17 protein-coding genes are annotated in these 17,867 nt (G+C 73.7%); 4 read left to right on the top strand and 13 right to left on the bottom strand.

Translation table 11 applies throughout. The annotated features are described in order from the left end of the window. From paaB to paaN, 6 genes are read right to left on the bottom strand one after another with little or no spacing between them, the layout of a single operon-like run. Complete coding sequence (paaB, locus tag ACMCNK_RS04090; protein WP_412735042.1) at positions 1-297, bottom strand: 1,2-phenylacetyl-CoA epoxidase subunit PaaB; 297 nt, start codon at positions 295-297, stop codon at positions 1-3. Beyond that, positions 294-1,250: a 1,2-phenylacetyl-CoA epoxidase subunit PaaA gene (paaA, locus tag ACMCNK_RS04085; protein WP_412735041.1), complete on the bottom strand. Its 957-nt coding sequence runs from the start codon at positions 1,248-1,250 to the stop codon at positions 294-296. Before paaA ends, paaB begins: the two co-directional genes overlap by 4 nt. Then, a complete protein-coding gene (locus ACMCNK_RS04080; RefSeq protein WP_412735040.1) occupies positions 1,247-2,110 on the bottom strand; it encodes a 3-hydroxyacyl-CoA dehydrogenase family protein in 864 nt (287 codons plus the stop codon). The genes paaA and ACMCNK_RS04080 overlap by 4 nt, the downstream gene beginning before the upstream one ends. Beyond that, positions 2,107-2,892 carry an enoyl-CoA hydratase/isomerase family protein gene (locus ACMCNK_RS04075; RefSeq protein ID WP_412735039.1) on the bottom strand — a complete coding sequence of 262 codons (786 nt, stop codon included), beginning with the start codon at positions 2,890-2,892 and terminating at the stop codon, positions 2,107-2,109. Before ACMCNK_RS04075 ends, ACMCNK_RS04080 begins: the two co-directional genes overlap by 4 nt. Beyond that, on the bottom strand, positions 2,892-4,112 hold the full coding sequence (locus tag ACMCNK_RS04070; RefSeq protein WP_412735038.1) for a thiolase family protein: 1,221 nt from the start codon (positions 4,110-4,112) through the stop codon (positions 2,892-2,894). The genes ACMCNK_RS04075 and ACMCNK_RS04070 overlap by 1 nt, the downstream gene beginning before the upstream one ends. After that, positions 4,105-5,790 (bottom strand): phenylacetic acid degradation protein PaaN, encoded by a 1,686-nt coding sequence (gene paaN, locus ACMCNK_RS04065; protein ID WP_412735037.1) that lies wholly within the window; start codon positions 5,788-5,790, stop codon positions 4,105-4,107. Before paaN ends, ACMCNK_RS04070 begins: the two co-directional genes overlap by 8 nt. Positions 5,791-5,904: 114 nt before the next feature. Here paaN and paaI point away from each other — a divergent pair, with 114 nt between their 5' ends. Beyond that, complete coding sequence (paaI, locus tag ACMCNK_RS04060; RefSeq protein ID WP_412740745.1) at positions 5,905-6,318, top strand: hydroxyphenylacetyl-CoA thioesterase PaaI; 414 nt, start codon at positions 5,905-5,907, stop codon at positions 6,316-6,318. After that, positions 6,315-6,998 carry a TetR/AcrR family transcriptional regulator gene (locus ACMCNK_RS04055; protein WP_412735036.1) on the top strand — a complete coding sequence of 228 codons (684 nt, stop codon included), beginning with the start codon at positions 6,315-6,317 and terminating at the stop codon, positions 6,996-6,998. Before paaI ends, ACMCNK_RS04055 begins: the two co-directional genes overlap by 4 nt. Before the next feature lie 8 nt (positions 6,999-7,006). Here ACMCNK_RS04055 and iolB read toward each other — a convergent pair whose 3' ends face one another. From iolB to ACMCNK_RS04030, 5 genes are all read right to left on the bottom strand, one after another. Further along, the gene (gene iolB, locus ACMCNK_RS04050) at positions 7,007-7,918 is read right to left on the bottom strand and encodes a 5-deoxy-glucuronate isomerase (protein WP_412735035.1); all 912 of its coding nucleotides are present in this window, start codon (positions 7,916-7,918) and stop codon (positions 7,007-7,009) included. A 121-nt stretch (positions 7,919-8,039) separates the two neighbouring features. Continuing rightward, positions 8,040-9,326 (bottom strand): MFS transporter, encoded by a 1,287-nt coding sequence (locus tag ACMCNK_RS04045; RefSeq protein ID WP_412735034.1) that lies wholly within the window; start codon positions 9,324-9,326, stop codon positions 8,040-8,042. Between the two features lie 90 nt (positions 9,327-9,416). After that, a complete protein-coding gene (locus ACMCNK_RS04040) occupies positions 9,417-10,013 on the bottom strand; it encodes a GNAT family N-acetyltransferase (protein WP_412735033.1) in 597 nt (198 codons plus the stop codon). Further along, entirely contained in the window at positions 10,010-11,539 is a 1,530-nt protein-coding gene (locus tag ACMCNK_RS04035; RefSeq protein ID WP_412735032.1) for an APC family permease, read from the bottom strand. Before ACMCNK_RS04035 ends, ACMCNK_RS04040 begins: the two co-directional genes overlap by 4 nt. 34 nt (positions 11,540-11,573) lie before the next feature. Further along, a complete protein-coding gene (locus ACMCNK_RS04030) occupies positions 11,574-12,230 on the bottom strand; it encodes a GOLPH3/VPS74 family protein (protein WP_412735031.1) in 657 nt (218 codons plus the stop codon). Between the two features lie 287 nt (positions 12,231-12,517). Here ACMCNK_RS04030 and ACMCNK_RS04025 point away from each other — a divergent pair, with 287 nt between their 5' ends. Together ACMCNK_RS04025 and ACMCNK_RS04020 are read left to right on the top strand one after the other, a co-directional pair. Beyond that, positions 12,518-13,300 (top strand): dioxygenase, encoded by a 783-nt coding sequence (locus ACMCNK_RS04025; RefSeq protein ID WP_412735030.1) that lies wholly within the window; start codon positions 12,518-12,520, stop codon positions 13,298-13,300. A gap of 82 nt (positions 13,301-13,382) precedes the next feature. Then, on the top strand, positions 13,383-14,390 hold the full coding sequence (locus tag ACMCNK_RS04020) for a TerC family protein (RefSeq protein ID WP_412735029.1): 1,008 nt from the start codon (positions 13,383-13,385) through the stop codon (positions 14,388-14,390). Positions 14,391-14,500: 110 nt separating this feature from the next. On the opposite strand, the gene ACMCNK_RS04015 is transcribed toward ACMCNK_RS04020, so the two are convergent. Together ACMCNK_RS04015 and ACMCNK_RS04010 are read right to left on the bottom strand one after the other, a co-directional pair. Next, positions 14,501-14,749 carry a hypothetical protein gene (locus ACMCNK_RS04015; RefSeq protein WP_412735028.1) on the bottom strand — a complete coding sequence of 83 codons (249 nt, stop codon included), beginning with the start codon at positions 14,747-14,749 and terminating at the stop codon, positions 14,501-14,503. A 193-nt stretch (positions 14,750-14,942) separates the two neighbouring features. Then, positions 14,943-17,771 carry an AAA family ATPase gene (locus ACMCNK_RS04010; RefSeq protein WP_412735027.1) on the bottom strand — a complete coding sequence of 943 codons (2,829 nt, stop codon included), beginning with the start codon at positions 17,769-17,771 and terminating at the stop codon, positions 14,943-14,945. Positions 17,772-17,867 lie beyond the last annotated feature (96 nt).

Genomic DNA, 17,867 nt, shown 5'->3' with positions numbered 1-17,867 from the left:
TCAGATGTGCGGAACGGACTCGGGAATGGCGTAGTACGTCGGGTGCCGGTACGCCTTGTCGCCGCTGGGCGCGAAGAACGCATCCTTCTCCCCCGGCTGCGACGCGGCGATCTGGTCGGCCCGCACCACCCAGATGCTGACGCCCTCGTTGCGGCGGGTGTAGAGGTCCCGCGCGTGGTGCAGGGCCATCTCGTGGTCGGCGGCCCGCAGCGAACCGACATGCACGTGGTTCAGGCCCCGCTTGGCGCGCACGAACACCTCGAACAGCGGCCACTCGTGCCGGATCTCGTCGCTCACCGGTCCGCTCCCTCGTTCTGCTGGGCCCGCTGCGCCACCTTGACCGCGTGCGCGGCGGCGGCCTCACGCACCCAGGCGCCGTCCTCGTGTGCCTGGCGGCGGCGGGCGATGCGCTGCCGGTTGAGCGGGCCGTCGCCGGAGATCACCCGCTTGAGCTCCGACCAGTCGATCTCGCCGAAGTCGTAGTGCTCCCGCTCCGGGTTCCACCGCAGGTCCGGGTCGGGCAGCGTGACGCCGAGCGCCTCGGCCTGCGGCACCGACATGTCGACGAAGCGCTGCCGCAACTCGTCGTTGGTGTGCCGCTTGATCTTCCAGGCCATCGACTGGGCGGTGTTGGGTGACTCCGCATCCGGTGGGCCGAACATCATCAGCGACGGCCACCACCACCGGTCCACCGCGTCCTGCACCATGGCCTGCTGCGCCGGCGTGCCGCCCATCATGGTCAGCAGCAGCTCATAGCCCTGCCGCTGGTGGAACGACTCCTCCTTGCAGATCCGGATCATGGCCCGCGCGTACGGCCCGTACGAGCTGCGGCACAGCGGCACCTGGTTGCAGATCGCCGCGCCGTCGACGAGCCAGCCGATGACGCCGACGTCGGCGTAGCTCAGGGTCGGGTAGTTGAAGATCGACGAGTACTTCTGGCGGCCCTCGATCAGTCGTACGGTGAGATCGCCGCGGTCGGCGCCGAGCGTCTCCGCCGCCGAGTACAGGTACAACCCGTGCCCGGCCTCGTCCTGCACCTTGGCCAGCAGGATGGCCTTACGGCGCAACGAGGGCGCCCGCGTGATCCAATCCCCCTCGGGCTGCATGCCGATGATCTCGGAGTGCGCGTGCTGCGCGATCTGCCGGATCATCGTCTTGCGGTAGCCCTCGGGCATCCAGTCACGCGGCTCGATCCGCTGATCCTTGTCGATGGTCTCCGTGAAGGCCCGTTCGCCCGCGTCGACGGTCATCGTGCCCCCTCCCACGTGTAGAAGCCCTGCCCGGTCTTGCGGCCGAGCTCGCCGCGGGCCACCTTGTCCCGCAGCAGCTGCGGCGGCGCGAACCGGTCGCCCAGTTCACGCTGCAAATGCTCGGCGATGGCCAGGCGGACGTCGAGGCCGACCAGGTCGGTCGAGCGCAGCGGGCCCATCGGGTGCCGATAGCCCAGCTCCATCGCCCGGTCGATGGCCGCCGCGTCGGCGACCCCCTCCTGCAGCATCCGGATGGCTTCGAGGCCGAGCAGCACACCGAGGCGGCTGGTCGCGAAGCCGGGCGAGTCGCGGACCACCACCTCGGTCTTGCCGAGAGCGCCCACCCATCCGACCGCCGCGTCGCGGACCGCCTCGGCGGTGCGCGGCCCCACGACGATCTCCACCAGCTCACTGGCGGGCACCGGGTTGAAGAAGTGCATGCCGACCAGGCGCTCGGGGTGGCGCAGGCCGTCGGCGAGGCCGCCGATCGACAACGAGCTGGTGTTGGTGGCGAGCACCGTCTGCTCACCGACCACGTCCTCGGCGGCGGCGAGCACCCGGGCCTTCAGGGCCGCGTCCTCGGGCACGGCCTCGACGACCAGCCCGGCCGCCGCGGGCACCGCGGACACGTCGCCGGCCAGGTCGATCCGCTCCAGCACGGAGGCGGCGTCCTCGCCCAGCTTGCCCCGCTCAGCGGCCCGGCGCAGTCCGGTGGCGACCCGGTCGCGGGCCGCGGTGGCCGCCGCCGGGTCACGTTCCACGAGGGTCACGGCAGCCCCGGCCACCGCGAGAACCTGGGCGATCCCGGCGCCCATCCAGCCGCCGCCGATCACCGCGACGATCTTCGGTACGCCGCTCACGGCCGCCCTCCCGCCAGAAACGCGTCCATCCGGGCGCGTTTGTCGTCCGACTCGAACAAGATGGCCTGTGCCAGGTCGTCGGCCACGGGGTGGGCCCTGGACGAGTCCGCCACGAGCTTGGTGAGCCGCAACGCGAGCGGGCCGCTCCGCGCCATCCGGTCGAGCAGCGCGTGGGCGCGATCCAGCAGGTCCTCGGCGGGCACGACCTCCGCCACCAGCCCCAGCCGGTACGCGTCGTCCGCGCCGAGCCGGCGCCCGGCCAGCAGCACCTGCTTGGCGACCGACGCCCCGACCAGCTCCCGCAGCCGCCAGCACGCCCCGGCCGCGGCGAGGATCCCCAGCCCCGGCTCGGGGTTGCCGAACGTGGCCGTCGGCGAGGCGAGCCGCACGTCGCACGCGTACGCCAACTCCGCGCCGCCGCCCAGCGCGTACCCGTCGACTGCGGCGACGGTCGGCATGGGCAGCCGCGCGATCCGGTCGAACAGGCGGCTGTTGATGCCCTGCAGCGCCTGGTCACGGCCGCGCTCACGCAGCTCGGCGATGTCGGCCCCGGCCGCGAACGTGCCGCCGTGGCCGGTGAGCAGCAGCAGCCGGGGGTGCTCCTCCAGCGCGGCGCACACGTCGTGCAGCTCGCGGATCATCGCCGCGTCGATGGCGTTGCGGGCCGCGGGCCGGTGCAGGGTCACCACGACGCGGTCGGGACGCTCCTCGACGAGCAGGGGGCCGCCCGGCGGCTCCCTGGTCAGGCCGGACTCGCGGGCGGCCGATCCGGTGGCGGTCATCAGGGCCGCTCCAGCAGCATCGCCACGCCCTGGCCGACACCCACGCAGAGGGTGGCGAGCCCGCGACGGGCGTTCTCGCGCTCCATGCGGCCCAGCAGGGTGACCGCCAGCCGCGCGCCGGAGCAGCCCAGCGGGTGACCCAGCGCGATGGCGCCGCCCTCGGCGTTCACCCGGTCCTCGTCGAGCTTGAGGCGGCGGATGACCGCCAGGGCCTGCACCGCGAACGCCTCGTTGAGCTCGACCGCGTCGAGGTCGGCGACGCCCCACCCGGCGCGGGCCAGCGCCAGCTCGGTGGCCGGCACCGGGCCCAGCCCCATGAGCTGCGGCGCGACACCGGCGCTGGCGGTGGTGACCACTCGCGCCCGCGGAGTCAGCCCGTACCGGCGGACCGCTTCGGCGCTGGCCACCACCACGGCGGCCGCACCGTCGGACAGCGGCGAGGACGTTCCCGCCGTGACCACCCCGTCAGGCCGGAACACCGGCCGCAGGGCCGCGAGCCGGTCGAGGCTGGTGTCGCGGCGCGGGATCTCGTCCGTGGTGAACTCGCCGCCGCGCACCGGTACCGGCACGAGCTCCGCGTCGAACCGGCCCGCGTCGATCGCCGCCGCGGCCCGCTGGTGGCTGCGCAGGGCGAACGCGTCGCTGTCGGCACGACCGATCCCGTCCAGGGCGGCGACCTCCTCGGCGGTCTCCCCCATGGCGAGGGTCACCCGGCGCTGCTCCGGGCTCGCGCCGGCAGGCACCGTCCGGTCGGCCTCGGCGAATCGCGGGTTGGTGAAACGCCAGCCCAGCGACGTGTCGGCGACCTCACCGGGCCGCGCCCACGGCGTGCCCGGCTTGGCCATCACCCAGGGGGCCCGGGTCATGGACTCGACGCCGCCGGCCACGACGAGCTGGGCGTCACCGGCGCGGACGGCCTGCGCGGCCGTCCCGATCGCGGTGAGCCCGCTCGCGCACAGCCGGTTGACCGTGTACGCGGGCACGGTGTCGGGCAGCCCCGCGAGCAGCACCGCCATCCGGGCCACGTTGCGGTTGTCCTCACCGGCCTGGTTCGCCGCGCCGAGCACCACCTCGTCGATCGCCTCCGGTGGCAGCCCGGCGCGGCGCGCCGCCTCCCCGACGACCAGTGCAGCCAGGTCGTCGGGGCGCACGCCGGCCAGGGCGCCGCCGTACCGGCCCTGCGGCGTGCGGACCCCGCCGACCAGGAACGCCTCAGGCATCGGCGGCCTCGATGTGGTGGCGCGACTGCAGGGTCTGGAAGCGGCCGGTCACGAAATGCGCGTCCGTCAGCGAGGCGGTGGCGGCCGGGTTGGCACCGGTGCCGTGTAGGTCGCTGAACGCCGCGGTCTGGTTGACGAACACCCCGCCGGTGAAGTTTTCCGCGAGGTGCACGCCTGCGTCCAGCGCGGCCTCCCGTGCGGCCGCGATGACCTGCGGCGACGTCGAGTACACCGCGGCGGTCAGCGCGCCGTGGTCACGGACCGTCTCGGTGAACACCCGCAGGCTGTGATCCGTCGACTCGGTGGCGATGACGAACGAGATCGGGCCGAACCACTCCCGCGTGTACGTCTTCTCGTCGGACGCGTCGAGCCGCACGACCACCGGAGTGCGGATGGTCGCGTTCGGGAACTGCTCGTCGGCGACCGCGGCGGACGGGTGGAGCACCGCGGCGGCATTGGCCGCCTCGGTCAGCCGGGCCAGCACGCCGTCGTTGACGATCGCGCCCAGGGTGCCCGCGGCCCGCTTCGGGTCGCCGAGCAGCTTGTCCAGCGCCGAGGCCAGGTCGGCGCCGAACTCCTCGGCGCTGCGGCGCCCCGCGTCGGTGGCGATGCCGGCCGCCGGCACGAGGAAGTTCTGCGGGGTGGTGCACATCTGGCCGCTGTACAGCGACAGGGAGAACGCCAGGTTGCGCAGCATGCCCTTGTAGTCGTCCGTGGAGTCGACGATGACCGTGTTGAGGCCGGACTTCTCGGTGTAGACCACGGCCTGGCGGGCGTTGGCCTCCAGCCAGTTGCCGAACTCGCTGGAGCCGGTGAAGTCGACGATCCGCACGTCGGGGTGCGTGGCCAGGGTGGCCGCGATGCCGTCGCCGCTCTCCTCGACCGCGAGTGTGACCACGTTCGGGTCCAGGCCCGCCTCGGCGAGCACCTCACGGGCGATCTGGACCGTGATGGCCAGCGGCAGCACCGCACCCGGATGCGGCTTGACGATCACCGGGTTGCCGGTCACCAGGCTGGCGAAGAGGCCCGGGTAGCCGTTCCAGGTGGGGAACGTGTTGCAGCCGATGACCAGGCCGACGCCGCGGCCGACCACCGTGCTCGTCTTGGACAGCCGCAGCGGGTCTGCGCCGCGCTGCGGCTTCTCCCAGGTGGTGGTGACCGGGACGCGGGTGGTCTCGGCGAGCGCGTACGCCACCGCTTCGAGGCCGCGGTCCTGGGCGTGCGGGCCGCCGGCCTGGAACGCCATCACGAACGCCTGGCCGGTGGTGTGCTGCACCGCGTGGGCCAGCTCGAACGAGCGCGCATTGATCCGGCGCAGGATCTCGGCCGCGACGCCGGCGCGTCCCTGCGGCCCGACGGCACGCCAGCCCGCCGCGGCGGCGCGGGCGGCCGCGACCAGGGCCGCCGGGTCCGCCCGGGGGTAGCTCACACCGAGCTCGATCCCGTACGGCGAGCGCTCGGTCGACACCGTGCCGGTGGCACCGGGCACCTCGATCGGGAACTGCTTGCCGAGCAGCGCGGTGAACGCCCGCTCCCCGGCGGGGGCGGCGTCCTCCCCGTACACGGATTTGCTGGGTGATTCGGGATAAGCCGACCAGTAGTCCCGCGTGCCGGCCGCCGCGATCGCCCGGTCCAGCAGCTCACGGTGCTGCTCGTAGAGATCGGCGGGGGTTGTCATCTGGCCTCCTGAGGTGTTGGCTTACCCTAAATATCTACCGTCCGGTCGGTTGGTTATCAAGGGTTTCAAGCGCTCGGCTGGCGGAGAGCGGGTGCGGCGGGAGAGCGGGTGAGAATGGCACGGACCGCAGCGCACGAGATGTTCGACCGCGACACGGCCTCGCGGAGTCTGGGCATGGAGCTGATCGCGGCTGCCGACGGCACCGCCGAGGTTCGTATGCCTGTCACTGAAGCCATGGTGAACGGCCACGACATCGTGCACGGCGGATTCGTGTTTCTGCTGGCCGACACCGCGTTCGCCTGCGCCTGCAACAGCCACGGCCCGGTCACCGTGGCGGCCGGCGCCGACATCGCCTTCCTGCGGCCGGTCCGCGCGGGCGACGTGCTCGTGGCGCGGGCCGGCGAGCGCGCCCGGCAGGGCCGCACCGGCCTCTACGACGTCACCGTGACCCGCGAGGGCCCCGGCGACGTGGTGGCCGAGTTCCGCGGGCGCAGCCACGTCGTGCGCCAGGCCGGAACACCGCGATGACCGGGCCCGCGGACAACGCGCCGGTGCGCGAACGGCGCGCCGACTTCGTCCGCGCCGCGCCGACCGTCCGCGCCGAGCCGACCGCGCGCGCGGGTGCCCGGCCGCGCCGGGGGCGCCCCGGCCACGACCAGGACGCCGTGCTCACCGCCGCGGTCCAGCTGTTCAACGAGCGCGGCTATGAGGCCACCAGCATGGGCGAGCTGGCCGAGCGCCTCGGCATCACCAAGTCGAGCATCTACCACCACGTCAGCAGCAAGCAGGAACTGCTACGGATGGCGGTCGACCACGCGCTGGACGGGCTGTTCGAGGCCGCCGACGAGGTCCGCGCCCAGCACACTCCCGCGATCGAGCGGCTGGAGCTGCTGATCCGGCGCAGCGTGCTGGTGCTCGCCGACCGGCTGGAGTATGTGACGCTGCTGCTGCGGGTGCGCGGCAACACCGCGGTCGAGCAGCAGGCTCTGCTGCGCCGCCGCGTCTTCGACGCGATCGTGACCGACCTGGTCAAGCAGGCCCAGGCGGACGGGGCGCTGCGGCCCGACGTGGATGCCGCGACCGCGGCCCGCCTGCTGTTCGGCATGGTCAACTCGCTGATCGAGTGGTACAGGCCGACCCGCGGCGGCGCCGAGCCGCTGGCCGACACGATCACCGCGATCGCGTTCGACGGGCTGCGCATGCGCTGAAGAACGCCTCACCAGGCGGGATCCCCGCGGCCCGGGCGGCGCGGGGTGGCCGAGGTGAGCGGCAGCCGCGGGTCGACCGCCCGGCCGGTCCACGAGGCGCGCACCCAGGCGTGCGCCGGGTCGTCGCAGGCGAGCCACCGCCGCTGACCCGGCCCGGCCATCACGTTCAGGTGGTAGAGGTCGTAGCCGGGCGCGGCCATCGTCGGCCCGTGCCACCCGTACGGGACGAGCACCGCGTCGCCGCTGCGCACCTCGGCGCACACCTCGATCGGGCCGTAGACCCGCTGGTAACCCACCCCGGGGGTGCCGGTGGGCGCCGCAGCGACCTCGAAGTAGTAGATCTCCTCCAGCCGGGCCTCCCCCGGGCGCTGCTCGTCGTGCTTGTGCGGCGGGTACGACGACCAGTTGCCGCCGGGCGTGAGCACCTCGCACACGATGAGCCGGTCGGCGTCGAAGCCCGGCGGCATGCAGATGCTGTTGACCTGGCGGCTGGCCTGCCCCGCCCCGCGCAGCTCGATCGCGACGTCCTCGGCGGCGCCGTACCGGAACGGCAGCGTCCGGCTCGCCCGCGCGCAGGGCAACGCGAACCGCCCGCCGTTCGGGGCGCGGACCGTGACGGTCGCGGCGCGCGGCACGTACGCAAAGTCGCTGATCCGGGCGAACACCGAGGCCCGGCCGGTCAGCGTGACCCGCTCGTCGTCGCAGGTGACGTCGCAACTGCCGGTCAGCGGCAGGACGAGCATCTCCTCGTCGCCGGTGGTGAACGTGGCCCGGCCCCCGATGGGCAGATCGAGCACGCGCAGCCCGGCGTACTGCCAGCCGGCCCGCTCCGGTGTCACCATCAGCTCGAACGGCGGCTGCGCGGTGCTGCCCCGGGGCACCCAGGGGCCGGCCTCGTGCGGTGCGTCGTCCGCGGGCATGCGGTTCCCTTCCACGGCGGTCGGTGTGAGCCGGGGCTGCGACGAACAAACCGGAAACGCGGGGATGACGGGGTCGCTGACATCGATGTAAGAGGGTGCGCCCGTCCACGTCAATACCCGGTCAGACCGGGCTTGTGACGCGCGGTTCCTCGGCGGCGGCCCGCCGCCGGGCGCGCCGGTCGGCCGACGCGACGAACGGGATGACCGCGAGCGCCAGCACGCCCCCTGCCACCGACAGCGTGGCGTAACTGGTGGCGGCCATGATCATGCCGCTGGCGATGCCGCCTCCGGCCCCGGCGAGTGCGACGCACAGGTCGACCGCGCCCTGGGTTTTCGCGCGGGTCTGCACGGGAGCCGCGTCGGTGATGATGGCGGTTCCGGAGACCAGTCCGAGGTTCCAGCCGAGGCCGAGCAACGCCAGCGCGAGCGCGAGCAGACCCACGGACGACTCGGGGGCGGTCGCCGACACGATCCCCGCCGCGAGCAGCGTGACACCGGCGGCGACCGCGACCGGGATGCGGCCGACGCGGTCGACGAGCAGGCCGGTGACCGGCGACGGCAGGTACATACCGGCGATGTGTACGGCGATGACCAGCCCGGTGGCGCCCAGGCCGTGGCCGTGGGCCTTCATGTGCACCGGCGTCATGGTCATCACCGCGACCATGACGAGCTGGGTGAGGACCATGGTCGCGGCACCCGCGGTGACACCGGCCGTCCGCGGCGCGGGCGCGTGCGGTGTCCCGGCGGGTACGGCGGCCGGTTCGGCCGGGGGCAGGGCGCGGGAGGCCAGCAGCGGATCGGGGCGCAGCAGGATGAACAGGATCGTCGCCGCGCCGGCGTACGCGACCGCGGCGAGGGCGAACGGGCCGGCGAGCGCGGGGATGTGCCAGTGCTGCGCGGCGTGGCCGGTGACGGTGACCAGGTTCGGGCCGGCCACCGCCCCGAGCGTGGTGGCGACGAGGACGGAGCTGACCGCGCGGCCGCGACGTTGCGGGCCGACAAGGTCGGCGCCGGCGTAGCGGGCCTGCAGGTTCGTGGCGGTCCCGGCGCCGTAGACGAGCAGCGACACGAGCAGGAGCACGATGCTGCCGATCGTGGCGGCCAGGACGACGCCCGCGCCGCCGAGCGCCCCGGCGGCGTAGCCCGCGGTCAGGCCGGCGCGGCGGCCGAGGCGTTGCGACAGGCGGCCGACCAGCAGTGCGGTGGCCGCCGATCCGGCGGTGAACAGCGCGGAGGGTAGGCCGGACAGGCTGGTGGTGCCGAGCATGGACGCGGCGAGCAGGGCGCCGACGGTGACGCCGGCGGCCAGGCCGGCGCCGCTGAACACCTGCGAGGCCATGACCACGGTGAGGGTCCGGCGGTACAGCGCCTCGCGCGCCGCAGCCGGGTCGGGGGCGTCGATGGTCATCTGGGGGTGTCCTTCCGGGGCTGAGGTCCGGCATGCCCCCACGAGCATGCCGGACCTGCCGCGCACCGCGCCGCCCCGCATCCGGCGGGATCAGGCCGGATGCCGCCACATCCGGAAGAACGGCGTCCCGTCAGGCAGCGGTATCTCGAACGGCGCCATGTCGGTGTAGCCGTTGCGGCGGTACAGCCGGACGTTGTCGCCGTTGGTGGCCTCCAGGTACGCGGGCACCCCGGCCGCGTCCAGTCCCTCGTGGGTGCGGGCCATCAGCGCGCCGCCCAGCCCGCGCCCTTGGGCGTCCGGGTGCACCGCCAGGAACGCCAGATGCCAGTGCGGCGGCTCGGGATGATGCGCGTCGAACAGTTCGTCGAGGGCCTCGAAGCGGTCCAGGTAGGGCCCCGCGAGCGCGGCGAGCCGGCTGTCGTACGACGGCGGCTCGGTCATCGGCGCGGTGCGGTCGAACCACACCGCGGTGGCGACGATGCCGTCGGCTCCGGGCACCACGTCGACCGAGCCGTGGCGGGCCGCGTGCTCGGTGTAGAGCGTGAAGAAGTCACCCATCACGCGCAGGCGGTCGGCGCCGTCCGGCACCAGGTAGTGGTTGGCCTCGAGGCGGTCGAACGACAGCGCGACGAGCGCCCCGACCGCCGCCAGCTCGGCTTCGCCGGCCGGGCGGATCGCCGCGCTCACCGCCCGGCTCCCGCGTCGCCGCCCTGCGCGAGGATCGCCGCGAAGCCGCGCGGCGCCGCGGTGACACTGCGGGCTCCGTAGCCGATCCCGGCGTACACCGTGGGGCGGGCAGCGCGCAGGATGAGCGCCCACGCGGCCCCCGCGACGGCGACGACCCCGAACGCCAGCGGCACCACCCAGGTCGGCGGGGAACCCGGCGCGACACCGAACAGGGTCGCGATGTTGGTCAGCGCCAGGTACGTCATGACGAGCAGCAGCGCGGTGCTGATCAACGGCGCGCCGACCCGGTGCCAGAGGTCCTCGCTCTCGCGGTGGCGGGCGAAGTAGCCGAGTACGGCGACGGAGGTCAGGGTGATCAGCAGCAGCACCCCGATCCCGCCGCCCGTGCCGCCCCAGAAGAACAACTGGACGAGCGGGTCCCAGCCCTGGACCGCGTACAGGGTGATGACGGCGAGCCCGAGCGCCGACTGGGCCAGGGAGCCGTTCTTGGGCGCGCCCGTGCCCGGCACGGTGCGCCCGAACGCCCGCGGGAGCACCCCTTCGCGGCCGAGCGAGAACGTGTACCGCGCGATGATGTTGTGGAACGAGATCATGGCGGCGATCAGCGAGGTCAGGAACAGGATGTGGCCCAGGTGCAGGGCCACGGCGCCGATCCGGTCGGCGGCCAGGTTGAAGAACAGTTCCGGGCCCTCGGTGCCGGCCCGGGTGACCGCCTCGGGGCCGGCCGCGCAGATCATCGCCCAGGCGGCGAAGCCGTACAGGACCGCGATGAGCGTGATGGCCAGGTAGGTGGCCCGGGGCACGGTGCGGCGGGGGTCGCGGGACTCCTCGCTGAAGACCACGGACTGCTCGAAGCCGACGAACCCGGTGACCGCCATGACCAGCAGGGCGCCCGCGCCGGCACCGGCCAGGCTGCCCGGGTCGAGCGGGGCCGCGGACGGGTGGAAATGCGGGGAGGTCACGTCGGCCAGCGCGAACGCGATCACCAGGACGATCTCGGCGACCAGCAGCGTGGCGAGCACCTTGCCGTTGACCGCGACGTCGCGCACCCCGAGCACCGCGACCAGGGCCCACGCGCCCAGCGCCAGCACCCACCACTGCACGTCGATGCCGAACCAGTCCGCGACCAGGGGGGCCGCGATCGCGCCGAAGCCGCCGTACGAGGCGACCTGGAACATGTTGTACGCGACCAGCGCGACCCAGGCCGCGCCCACGCCGAGCGGGCGGCCCAGCCCGCGGGACACGTACGCATAGAAGGCGCCCGCGTTGGCGATGTGCCGGGCCATGGCCACGTAGCCCACGGAGAACACCGCCAGCACGAGCGCGACCGCGACGAACGCGACCGGGATGGCGGTCAGTCCGGTGACGGCCAGACCGGTCGGTACGACACCGGCGACGACCGTGAGCGGGGCCGCCGCCGACATCACGAAGAACACGACGGCGGCGACGCCCAGTCGGTCGCGGGCCAGGGCGGTGGAAAGGTTGCTGACCGCGGGGGCGGCCGTGGTGGCGGTGGTGGTGGACACGCGCGTCTCCAGCGGGGTGAGGGATGGGTGGGGGTCAGGCGCGGCGGGCCATGACGGCGTCGCCCACCGCGGCCTCGGCGTGGCCGACCAGCTCCTGCAGCATGGCCGGCATCCGGCGGCGCAGCTGGTCGAACAGGTGCTCGCGCTCGCCGGCGTCGTAGGTGACCAGGAGGTGCTGGTCGAGCCCGGTGGCGAGGACGAGCCCGGCGAGCACGAGGTCGGGGATGTCGAGCAGTTCGCCGCGGGCGATCGCGGTGCGCACCCGGCTGCCGGGCCAGCCCGCGGCGGCCGGGTCCGCGGGTACGTAGGTGACCCGGGTGCCGCGCAGGCCGCGCCGCTCGTGGCGGTGCACGAGCCCGGCGCGGCCCAGCCGCCGGGCGACGAGGTCGGTGGCCACTCCGGTGGCCAGAAAGGAGATCCACTCGCGGATCCGGCGGTGCTGGGTCTCCCGGACGAGCTGGTCCAGGACTGCCGTGGTGGCGGCGTCGGTGGTGGCCCGCTCGTCGAGGACGGCGAGCCGCCCGTCGCACAGGTCGACGCGGCGCCACAGGATCAGCTCGGCGAGCAGGCCCGAGGCGAGACCGAGGCCGAGGGTGGCGGGGCTGAGCACAGACCGGCCGCGAGGGGTGTCGTGGGCGGCAAGAAACAGGTCGTCGGCGAGGGGGAGCTGCGGCGGTGACGCCACATGCATCGCCGCCTTTCGTCACGGTGTGCGCCCTCCGCACGACATCGCGTAGCATGCCAGCGCTCGACCGACGGGCGCAATGTCCATCGGGGACGGATTGTCCGTCCGAAGTGGCCGGTGTTGCAATGCATGCTGCACAGCGCGATGACCTGCAGAGATTGATGGCAGTCGGCAAATTCTTGCAGTCGCCGTAACAGAAACTTCACGGGCGGCGATGTCACCCAGGATTAGTTGACGGATCAAATAACTTGGCGTACTCTCGGTTTAGTTGAAGCGTCAACCTGGAGGCAGCCATGACCACCACCGCCGCGCGCATGCCCGCGCTGTTCCTCAGCCATGGCGCTCCCCCGCTGGCCGACGACCCGGTGTGGGTGACCCAGCTCCAGCGACTGGCCGCCGGACTGCCGCGCCCCACCGCGATCCTGGTCGCCTCGGCGCACTGGGAGTCCGCACCACTCATGCTGGGCGCCACCACCACGGTCCCGCTGGTGTACGACTTCGGCGGCTTCGCCCCCCACTACTACGAGGTGCAGTACCGCGCCCCGGGCGCCCCCGCGCTCGCCGACCGGGTGGCCGCGATGATGCCCGACCCCGAGCCGGTCGCCCGCACCGAGCGCGGTCTGGACCACGGGGCGTACGTCCCGCTGAAGGTCATGTACCCGGAGGCCGACATCCCGGTGCTGCAGATGTCGCTGCCCACCCTCGAACCGGACCGGCTGCTGGAGCTGGGCCGCCGCCTCGCCCCGCTGCGCGACGAGGGGGTGCTCATCGTCGGGTCCGGGTTCACCACCCACGGCCTGCCGTTCCTGCGCGACTACCGCACCGACGCGCCCGCCCCCGGCTGGTCGCGCGAGTTCGACGCGTGGGCGGCCGAGACCCTCGCCCGCGGTGCGGTGGACGAGCTGGCCGGCTTCCGCGACCGCGCGCCCGGCATGCCGTACGCGCATCCCACGACCGAGCACTTCGCCCCGATGTTCCTCGCCCTGGGCGCCTCCGACGACCCCGAGCAGGCCCCCGAGCAGCCGATCGACGGCTTCTGGATGGGCCTCGCGAAGCGATCCCTGGTGGCCGCCTGAGCACCGGGCTTTCAGGGACCTCCCAGCAGGAACCGGGAAAATCGGCGGGAGCTGCTGCATCGACGCCCGGAGGTCGCCGATCATGCTGGAGGTCACCGCGCTCGGCTGGACGCTGACCATCGCGGTCATCGCCGGGCTGCTCGCGCTGGATCTGAGCGTGGGGATACTGCGCCCGCATGTCGTCGGCTTCCGCGAGGCGGCCGCGTGGTCGGTGTTCTACGTCGCGGTCGCGGTCGCGTTCGGCCTGGTGTTCGCCGGGGTCGCCGGCTGGGATCTCGGGGCGCAGTACTTCGCGGGCTACATCGTCGAGAAGAGCCTGTCCGTCGACAACCTGTTCGTCTTCGTGATCATCATGAGCACGTTCGCGGTCCCGGAGAAGTACCAGCAGGAGGTGCTGACGTTCGGCATCATCATCGCCCTGCTGCTGCGCGTGATCTTCATTGCGCTCGGGGCGACCCTGCTGTCGCTGTTCACCTTCATGTTCCTGATCTTCGGGCTGGTCCTCATCTGGACCGCGGTGCAGCTGTACCGCCACCGCGACGAGGACCCGAGCGTCGAGGACAACGCGCTCGTGCGAGCCACCCGGCGCATTCTGCCGGTCACCGACGACTACGTCGGCGGCAAGCTGTTCACCCGCAGCGACGGGCGGCTCATGGCCACCCCGCTGTTCATCGTGCTCATCGCGATCGGCAGCACGGACCTGCTGTTCGCGCTGGACTCGATCCCCGCCGTGTTCGGCGTGACCCGGCACGCGTACATCGTCTTCGTGGCCAACGCGTTCGCCCTGCTCGGCCTGCGCGCCCTGTTCTTCCTCGTCAAGGGCCTGCTGGACCGGCTCGTGTACCTGTCCACCGGCCTGTCGATAATTCTCGCGTTCATCGGTGTCAAGCTGGTGCTGCACTGGGCGCACACCGCGATCAGCCCGGATTTCCCGGAGATCAGCACCGCCGCGTCGCTGGCCGTCATCGTGACCGTCCTGGTGATCACCACTGTGGCCAGCCTGATCAAGGTACGGCGCGACCCGTCCGTCACGGCGCACGCGGGCAGCGTCCGCGGCAGCACCCGGGAGCAGCGGCCCGCCGAGCGGTGAACCGGCACGCCGCCCCGGTCACGCGGACCGGGGCGGCGCATCGGCGGCCGCTTCGGGCAGGGGCCGCGCCGTCCGTGCGGGCGGCCGGACCGTCCGGCGCCCAGTTTCGCTCACGCGGCCCGAAGCCCGCCCGGGACGACCGCCCGGTGCTGGCGTTCCTGATCCTGACGGTCGAGGATCTCCCGGATCACTCGCGTCTGCTGCGGACTGTGCCGGTTCAGCGTCAACTCCAGATCGGTGCGCTCGGCGGGAGTGACGAACGCCGCAAGATCCGCCGCCAGCTCCCGGCGGGCGATCTTCTCGGTACGGCGCTGCGCCCGCTGGAGCCGGGCGGCGTGGATGCGGTCAACGAGTGGCATGAACGGGGCCCTCCTCACGTTCGGTTATCGATGCGGGCGTCGTTGCCCGTGGTTACAACGATGCCCCCGCCATCGTTCTTCCCTGGGTCAGCCAGGTAAAACTCTCGCTACGGGAGTGACCGTCACCACGCGACCCCTGTTGCCTGCGTCACTCTCGGTCGATGACTGTCCCATCACGACACGGGGTTGCGGGTCAGGCGTCGACGGCCCGCGCGGGGCCGGAAACCTGATCGCCACCGGGCCGCCACGCATGATCGCGATCGGCGCCGCCCGACAGCGGTCCCAGACCGGCCAGCCGCGACGACAGCTGGGTGCGCGACCGCACCCCGACCTTGCGGTACACCCGGGTCAACGTGGCCTCGACGGTCTTGACGCTCAGGAACAGCCGGGTGGCGATCTCCCGGTTGCTCGCCCCGTCCCGGACCAGCGTGGCGATGCGTGCCTCCATCGAGGTCAGTCCGAGCTCGGCCGGGGGCGTGCCGGTGACCGGGGCCGACGTACCGGCCAGGGCCCGCTCGGTCTGCTCCGCCCACGGCTTCGCATCGACCTGCAGGAAGATCGTCAGGGCCGCGCCGATCGCGACGCGGGCCGCCGCGTACCGGCGGCGGCGCCGCTCCGCACCGCCCTGCACCAGCAACGCGTGCGCCTGCTCGATCGGCTGGCGCAACTTCTCGAAGTGGCGCGCCGCCGCCGCCGAAAGCCGTACGGCGGAGTCGGCCTGCCCGCTCTCGGAGAGCACCACGGCGGTGGCCCGGTCCAGATAGCCGGCCAGGCCCGGAGCCGCCCCCAGCCGGTACGCCGCCGCCCGTGCCTCGGCGAGCGTCGCGGCCGCCTCCGCGTGCTCGCCCAGCCGGGCCAGCCCGCCGGCGAGATCCCCGTGCCACCGCACGATCATCGGGTCGTTGGCACCCACCGATTCCAGATCGCGTAACCGGCGCAGCGCATCCACCCCGGCCCGGGTGTTGCCCGCGCGCAGTTCGGCCTGCCCGAGCGCGTGTAGGTTACGGCGCAGGTAGATGCTGTCGCCCTCCTGCTCGCTGGCGCGCACCCCGCGCCGGGCGAACCCGGCCGCGGCAGCCAGACTGCCGCCGGCCAGTTCGGCGACCGCGGCGGTGTACCAGGTCGGGCCGGGGCTCAGGCCGGCGCGCTGGGCCGAGGCCACCGCCCGGTGTGCGTAGCGCAACGCGTCGCGGCAGCGCGCGGCCCGGGTGGCCACCTCCGACAGGCTGCGCAGCACTTCGACCAGTGCCTCACCCGTACGGTCCTGCTCGGCCACCGCCAGCAGCCGCAGCAGGTCGGCGCGCGCCTCGTCGAGCCGGTCGTCCACCATGGCGAAGCGGGCCGCCAGGTACCGCGGGCCCAGATGCAGCCAGCCCGGGACCTGATCGGCGGGCAGGGCCAGCGCCCGCTCCAGGGTCCGCGTCCACTGCGGATCGCCGCGCAGCCGCTGGGTCTGGGCCAGCGTGCTCAGCACCATCGCCTCGGTGGTCGGGTCGCAGGCCAGGCGTGCCGCGGTGACCGTACGCCCGGCCTCCACGACCGTCGCGTCCAGATCGCCGCCCACCATCGCCGCCCAGGTCAGCCGCAGCCGCACCGGGCCCACCAGGACCGGGTCGTCGCCGGCCTCGACCAGGGCCGCGGCGAACATCTCCCCCATGTCGGCGAGCGCCTGCCCGGCCAGGTCGAGCAGCACCAGCCGGGCCCGGACCCGGTGCTCGGGCGGCGCCTCGGCGGCCAGTACGGCCTCGGCGGCCCGCCCGGCCAGGACCGGCGCGCCCGCGGTGGCCGCGGTACGGGCGGCCGCGACCAGCCAGTCCAGCCGCTGCGCCGCCAGTTGATGCGGGCTCCGGTCCGCGGCCAGCAGGTACAGTTCCGCGGCGCTGCGCCCGGCGCCGCGGCCCGCGGCCCGTTGCGCCTCGGCGGCCAGGGCGCGGGCCACCTCGGCGTCCGGGCGCCCACTTTGCAGGGCCCGGTGCCGGATGGCGTCCGTGGCGTCGACCGCCGCGGCGGCCAGGGCCCCGTGCACCGTGGCGCGCCGGGCCGCGCCCGCGTCCTCCGCCAGCACCTGCGCCAGCGCGGGCGGGGCGAAGCGGATCGCGTCGCCGTCGAGTTCCACCGCGCCCGCGGCGGCGGCCAGCCGCAGTTCCCGTTCGGCGTCCTCGCGTCCGGCCCGGATCAGCATGGTCGCCGTGGGTTCGGTGGCCAGTGCCGCCACCAGCAGCGTGTCGGCGACCTCGGCGCTCAGCGCGGCGACGCGTTCGCGCAGCAGGGCCCGCGCCGGCTCGGGCAGCGGCGCCGGGCGCCACGCCGGCCCGGGGGGCGTGGCGGCGCCCAGGGCCAGCGCCAGGAACGGGTTGCCGCCGCTGGCCTCGTGCAGCCGGCTGGCCGTGCGGCAGGGCAGGCCGTGCGCCTCCAGCAGGGCGGTCAGATCGTCGGCGGACAGCGGCGGCACCGCCAGCTCGCTGACCGGTGCGGGGCACAGCCGTACGGCGCGGCGGCGCCCCATGGCGTCCGGGCAGCGCTGTGCGGCGATCACCCGGACCCTCGGGCCGGGGCGGCGGCGCATCGCGAAGCCGATCAGCTCGGCGGATTCGGCGTCCAGCCACTGTGCGTCGTCGAGTACCAGCAGCACCGGGGTCTGCCGGGCGCACTGGGCCAGCAGCAGCGGTAACAGCAGGCGGCGGGCGAGCGCGGGACCGCCGCTGCGGGCGGGCACACCTTGGCGCAGGGCGGCCAGCGTGGCCCGCTGTGCGGCCGGCAGTGCCGCGGCGGCGGGTGCCGGGACCTGGTCGGCGAGGTCGGCGAGTCCCGCGTACGGCAGCGCGCGTTCCGTGCGCGCCGGTCGCAGCCGCAGCACCAGGTCGCCGCGGGACCCGGCGGCCGTGGCCACGGCGTCCAGCAGTGCCGATTTGCCGATGCCCGCGGGGCCGTGCAGGGCGACGCCGCCCCCGGCGGCGAGGCGACCCTCGATCGCCGCCAGCAGCGACGCCCGCCCGAACAGGGCGGTTTCGTCCGGCTGCATGCGGGTGTCCAGGGCCGTCTCCCCAGCTTGGCCAATGGCTGATCGCCCTCAGCCTAGGAAGAGGCGTGCACGGCATCAATGATTTTGCATGCAACG

Source organism: Krasilnikovia sp. MM14-A1259 (genome assembly GCF_047159535.1).
In the GTDB taxonomy this organism is placed as follows: domain Bacteria; phylum Actinomycetota; class Actinomycetes; order Mycobacteriales; family Micromonosporaceae; genus Actinoplanes.
Note: the sequence above shows the minus strand (reverse complement) of the source record. Positions and strands in the feature narration are given on the sequence as shown.

Bases quoted from the DNA above. Each gene is read 5' to 3' on its own strand.
- paaA (WP_412735041.1), bottom strand. From the start codon at position 1,250: ATGACCGTCGACGCGGGCGAACGGGCCTTCACGGAGACCATCGACAAG.
- ACMCNK_RS04075 (WP_412735039.1), bottom strand. From the start codon at position 2,892: ATGACCGCCACCGGATCGGCCGCCCGCGAGTCCGGCCTGACCAGGGAG.
- ACMCNK_RS04070 (WP_412735038.1), bottom strand. From the start codon at position 4,112: ATGCCTGAGGCGTTCCTGGTCGGCGGGGTCCGCACGCCGCAGGGCCGG.
- paaN (WP_412735037.1), bottom strand. From the start codon at position 5,790: ATGACAACCCCCGCCGATCTCTACGAGCAGCACCGTGAGCTGCTGGAC.
- paaI (WP_412740745.1), top strand. From the start codon at position 5,905: ATGGCACGGACCGCAGCGCACGAGATGTTCGACCGCGACACGGCCTCG.
- ACMCNK_RS04055 (WP_412735036.1), top strand. From the start codon at position 6,315: ATGACCGGGCCCGCGGACAACGCGCCGGTGCGCGAACGGCGCGCCGAC.
- iolB (WP_412735035.1), bottom strand. From the start codon at position 7,918: ATGCCCGCGGACGACGCACCGCACGAGGCCGGCCCCTGGGTGCCCCGG.
- ACMCNK_RS04045 (WP_412735034.1), bottom strand. From the start codon at position 9,326: ATGACCATCGACGCCCCCGACCCGGCTGCGGCGCGCGAGGCGCTGTAC.
- ACMCNK_RS04030 (WP_412735031.1), bottom strand. From the start codon at position 12,230: ATGCATGTGGCGTCACCGCCGCAGCTCCCCCTCGCCGACGACCTGTTT.
- ACMCNK_RS04025 (WP_412735030.1), top strand. From the start codon at position 12,518: ATGACCACCACCGCCGCGCGCATGCCCGCGCTGTTCCTCAGCCATGGC.
- ACMCNK_RS04020 (WP_412735029.1), top strand. From the start codon at position 13,383: ATGCTGGAGGTCACCGCGCTCGGCTGGACGCTGACCATCGCGGTCATC.
- ACMCNK_RS04015 (WP_412735028.1), bottom strand. From the start codon at position 14,749: ATGCCACTCGTTGACCGCATCCACGCCGCCCGGCTCCAGCGGGCGCAG.
- ACMCNK_RS04010 (WP_412735027.1), bottom strand. From the start codon at position 17,771: ATGCAGCCGGACGAAACCGCCCTGTTCGGGCGGGCGTCGCTGCTGGCG.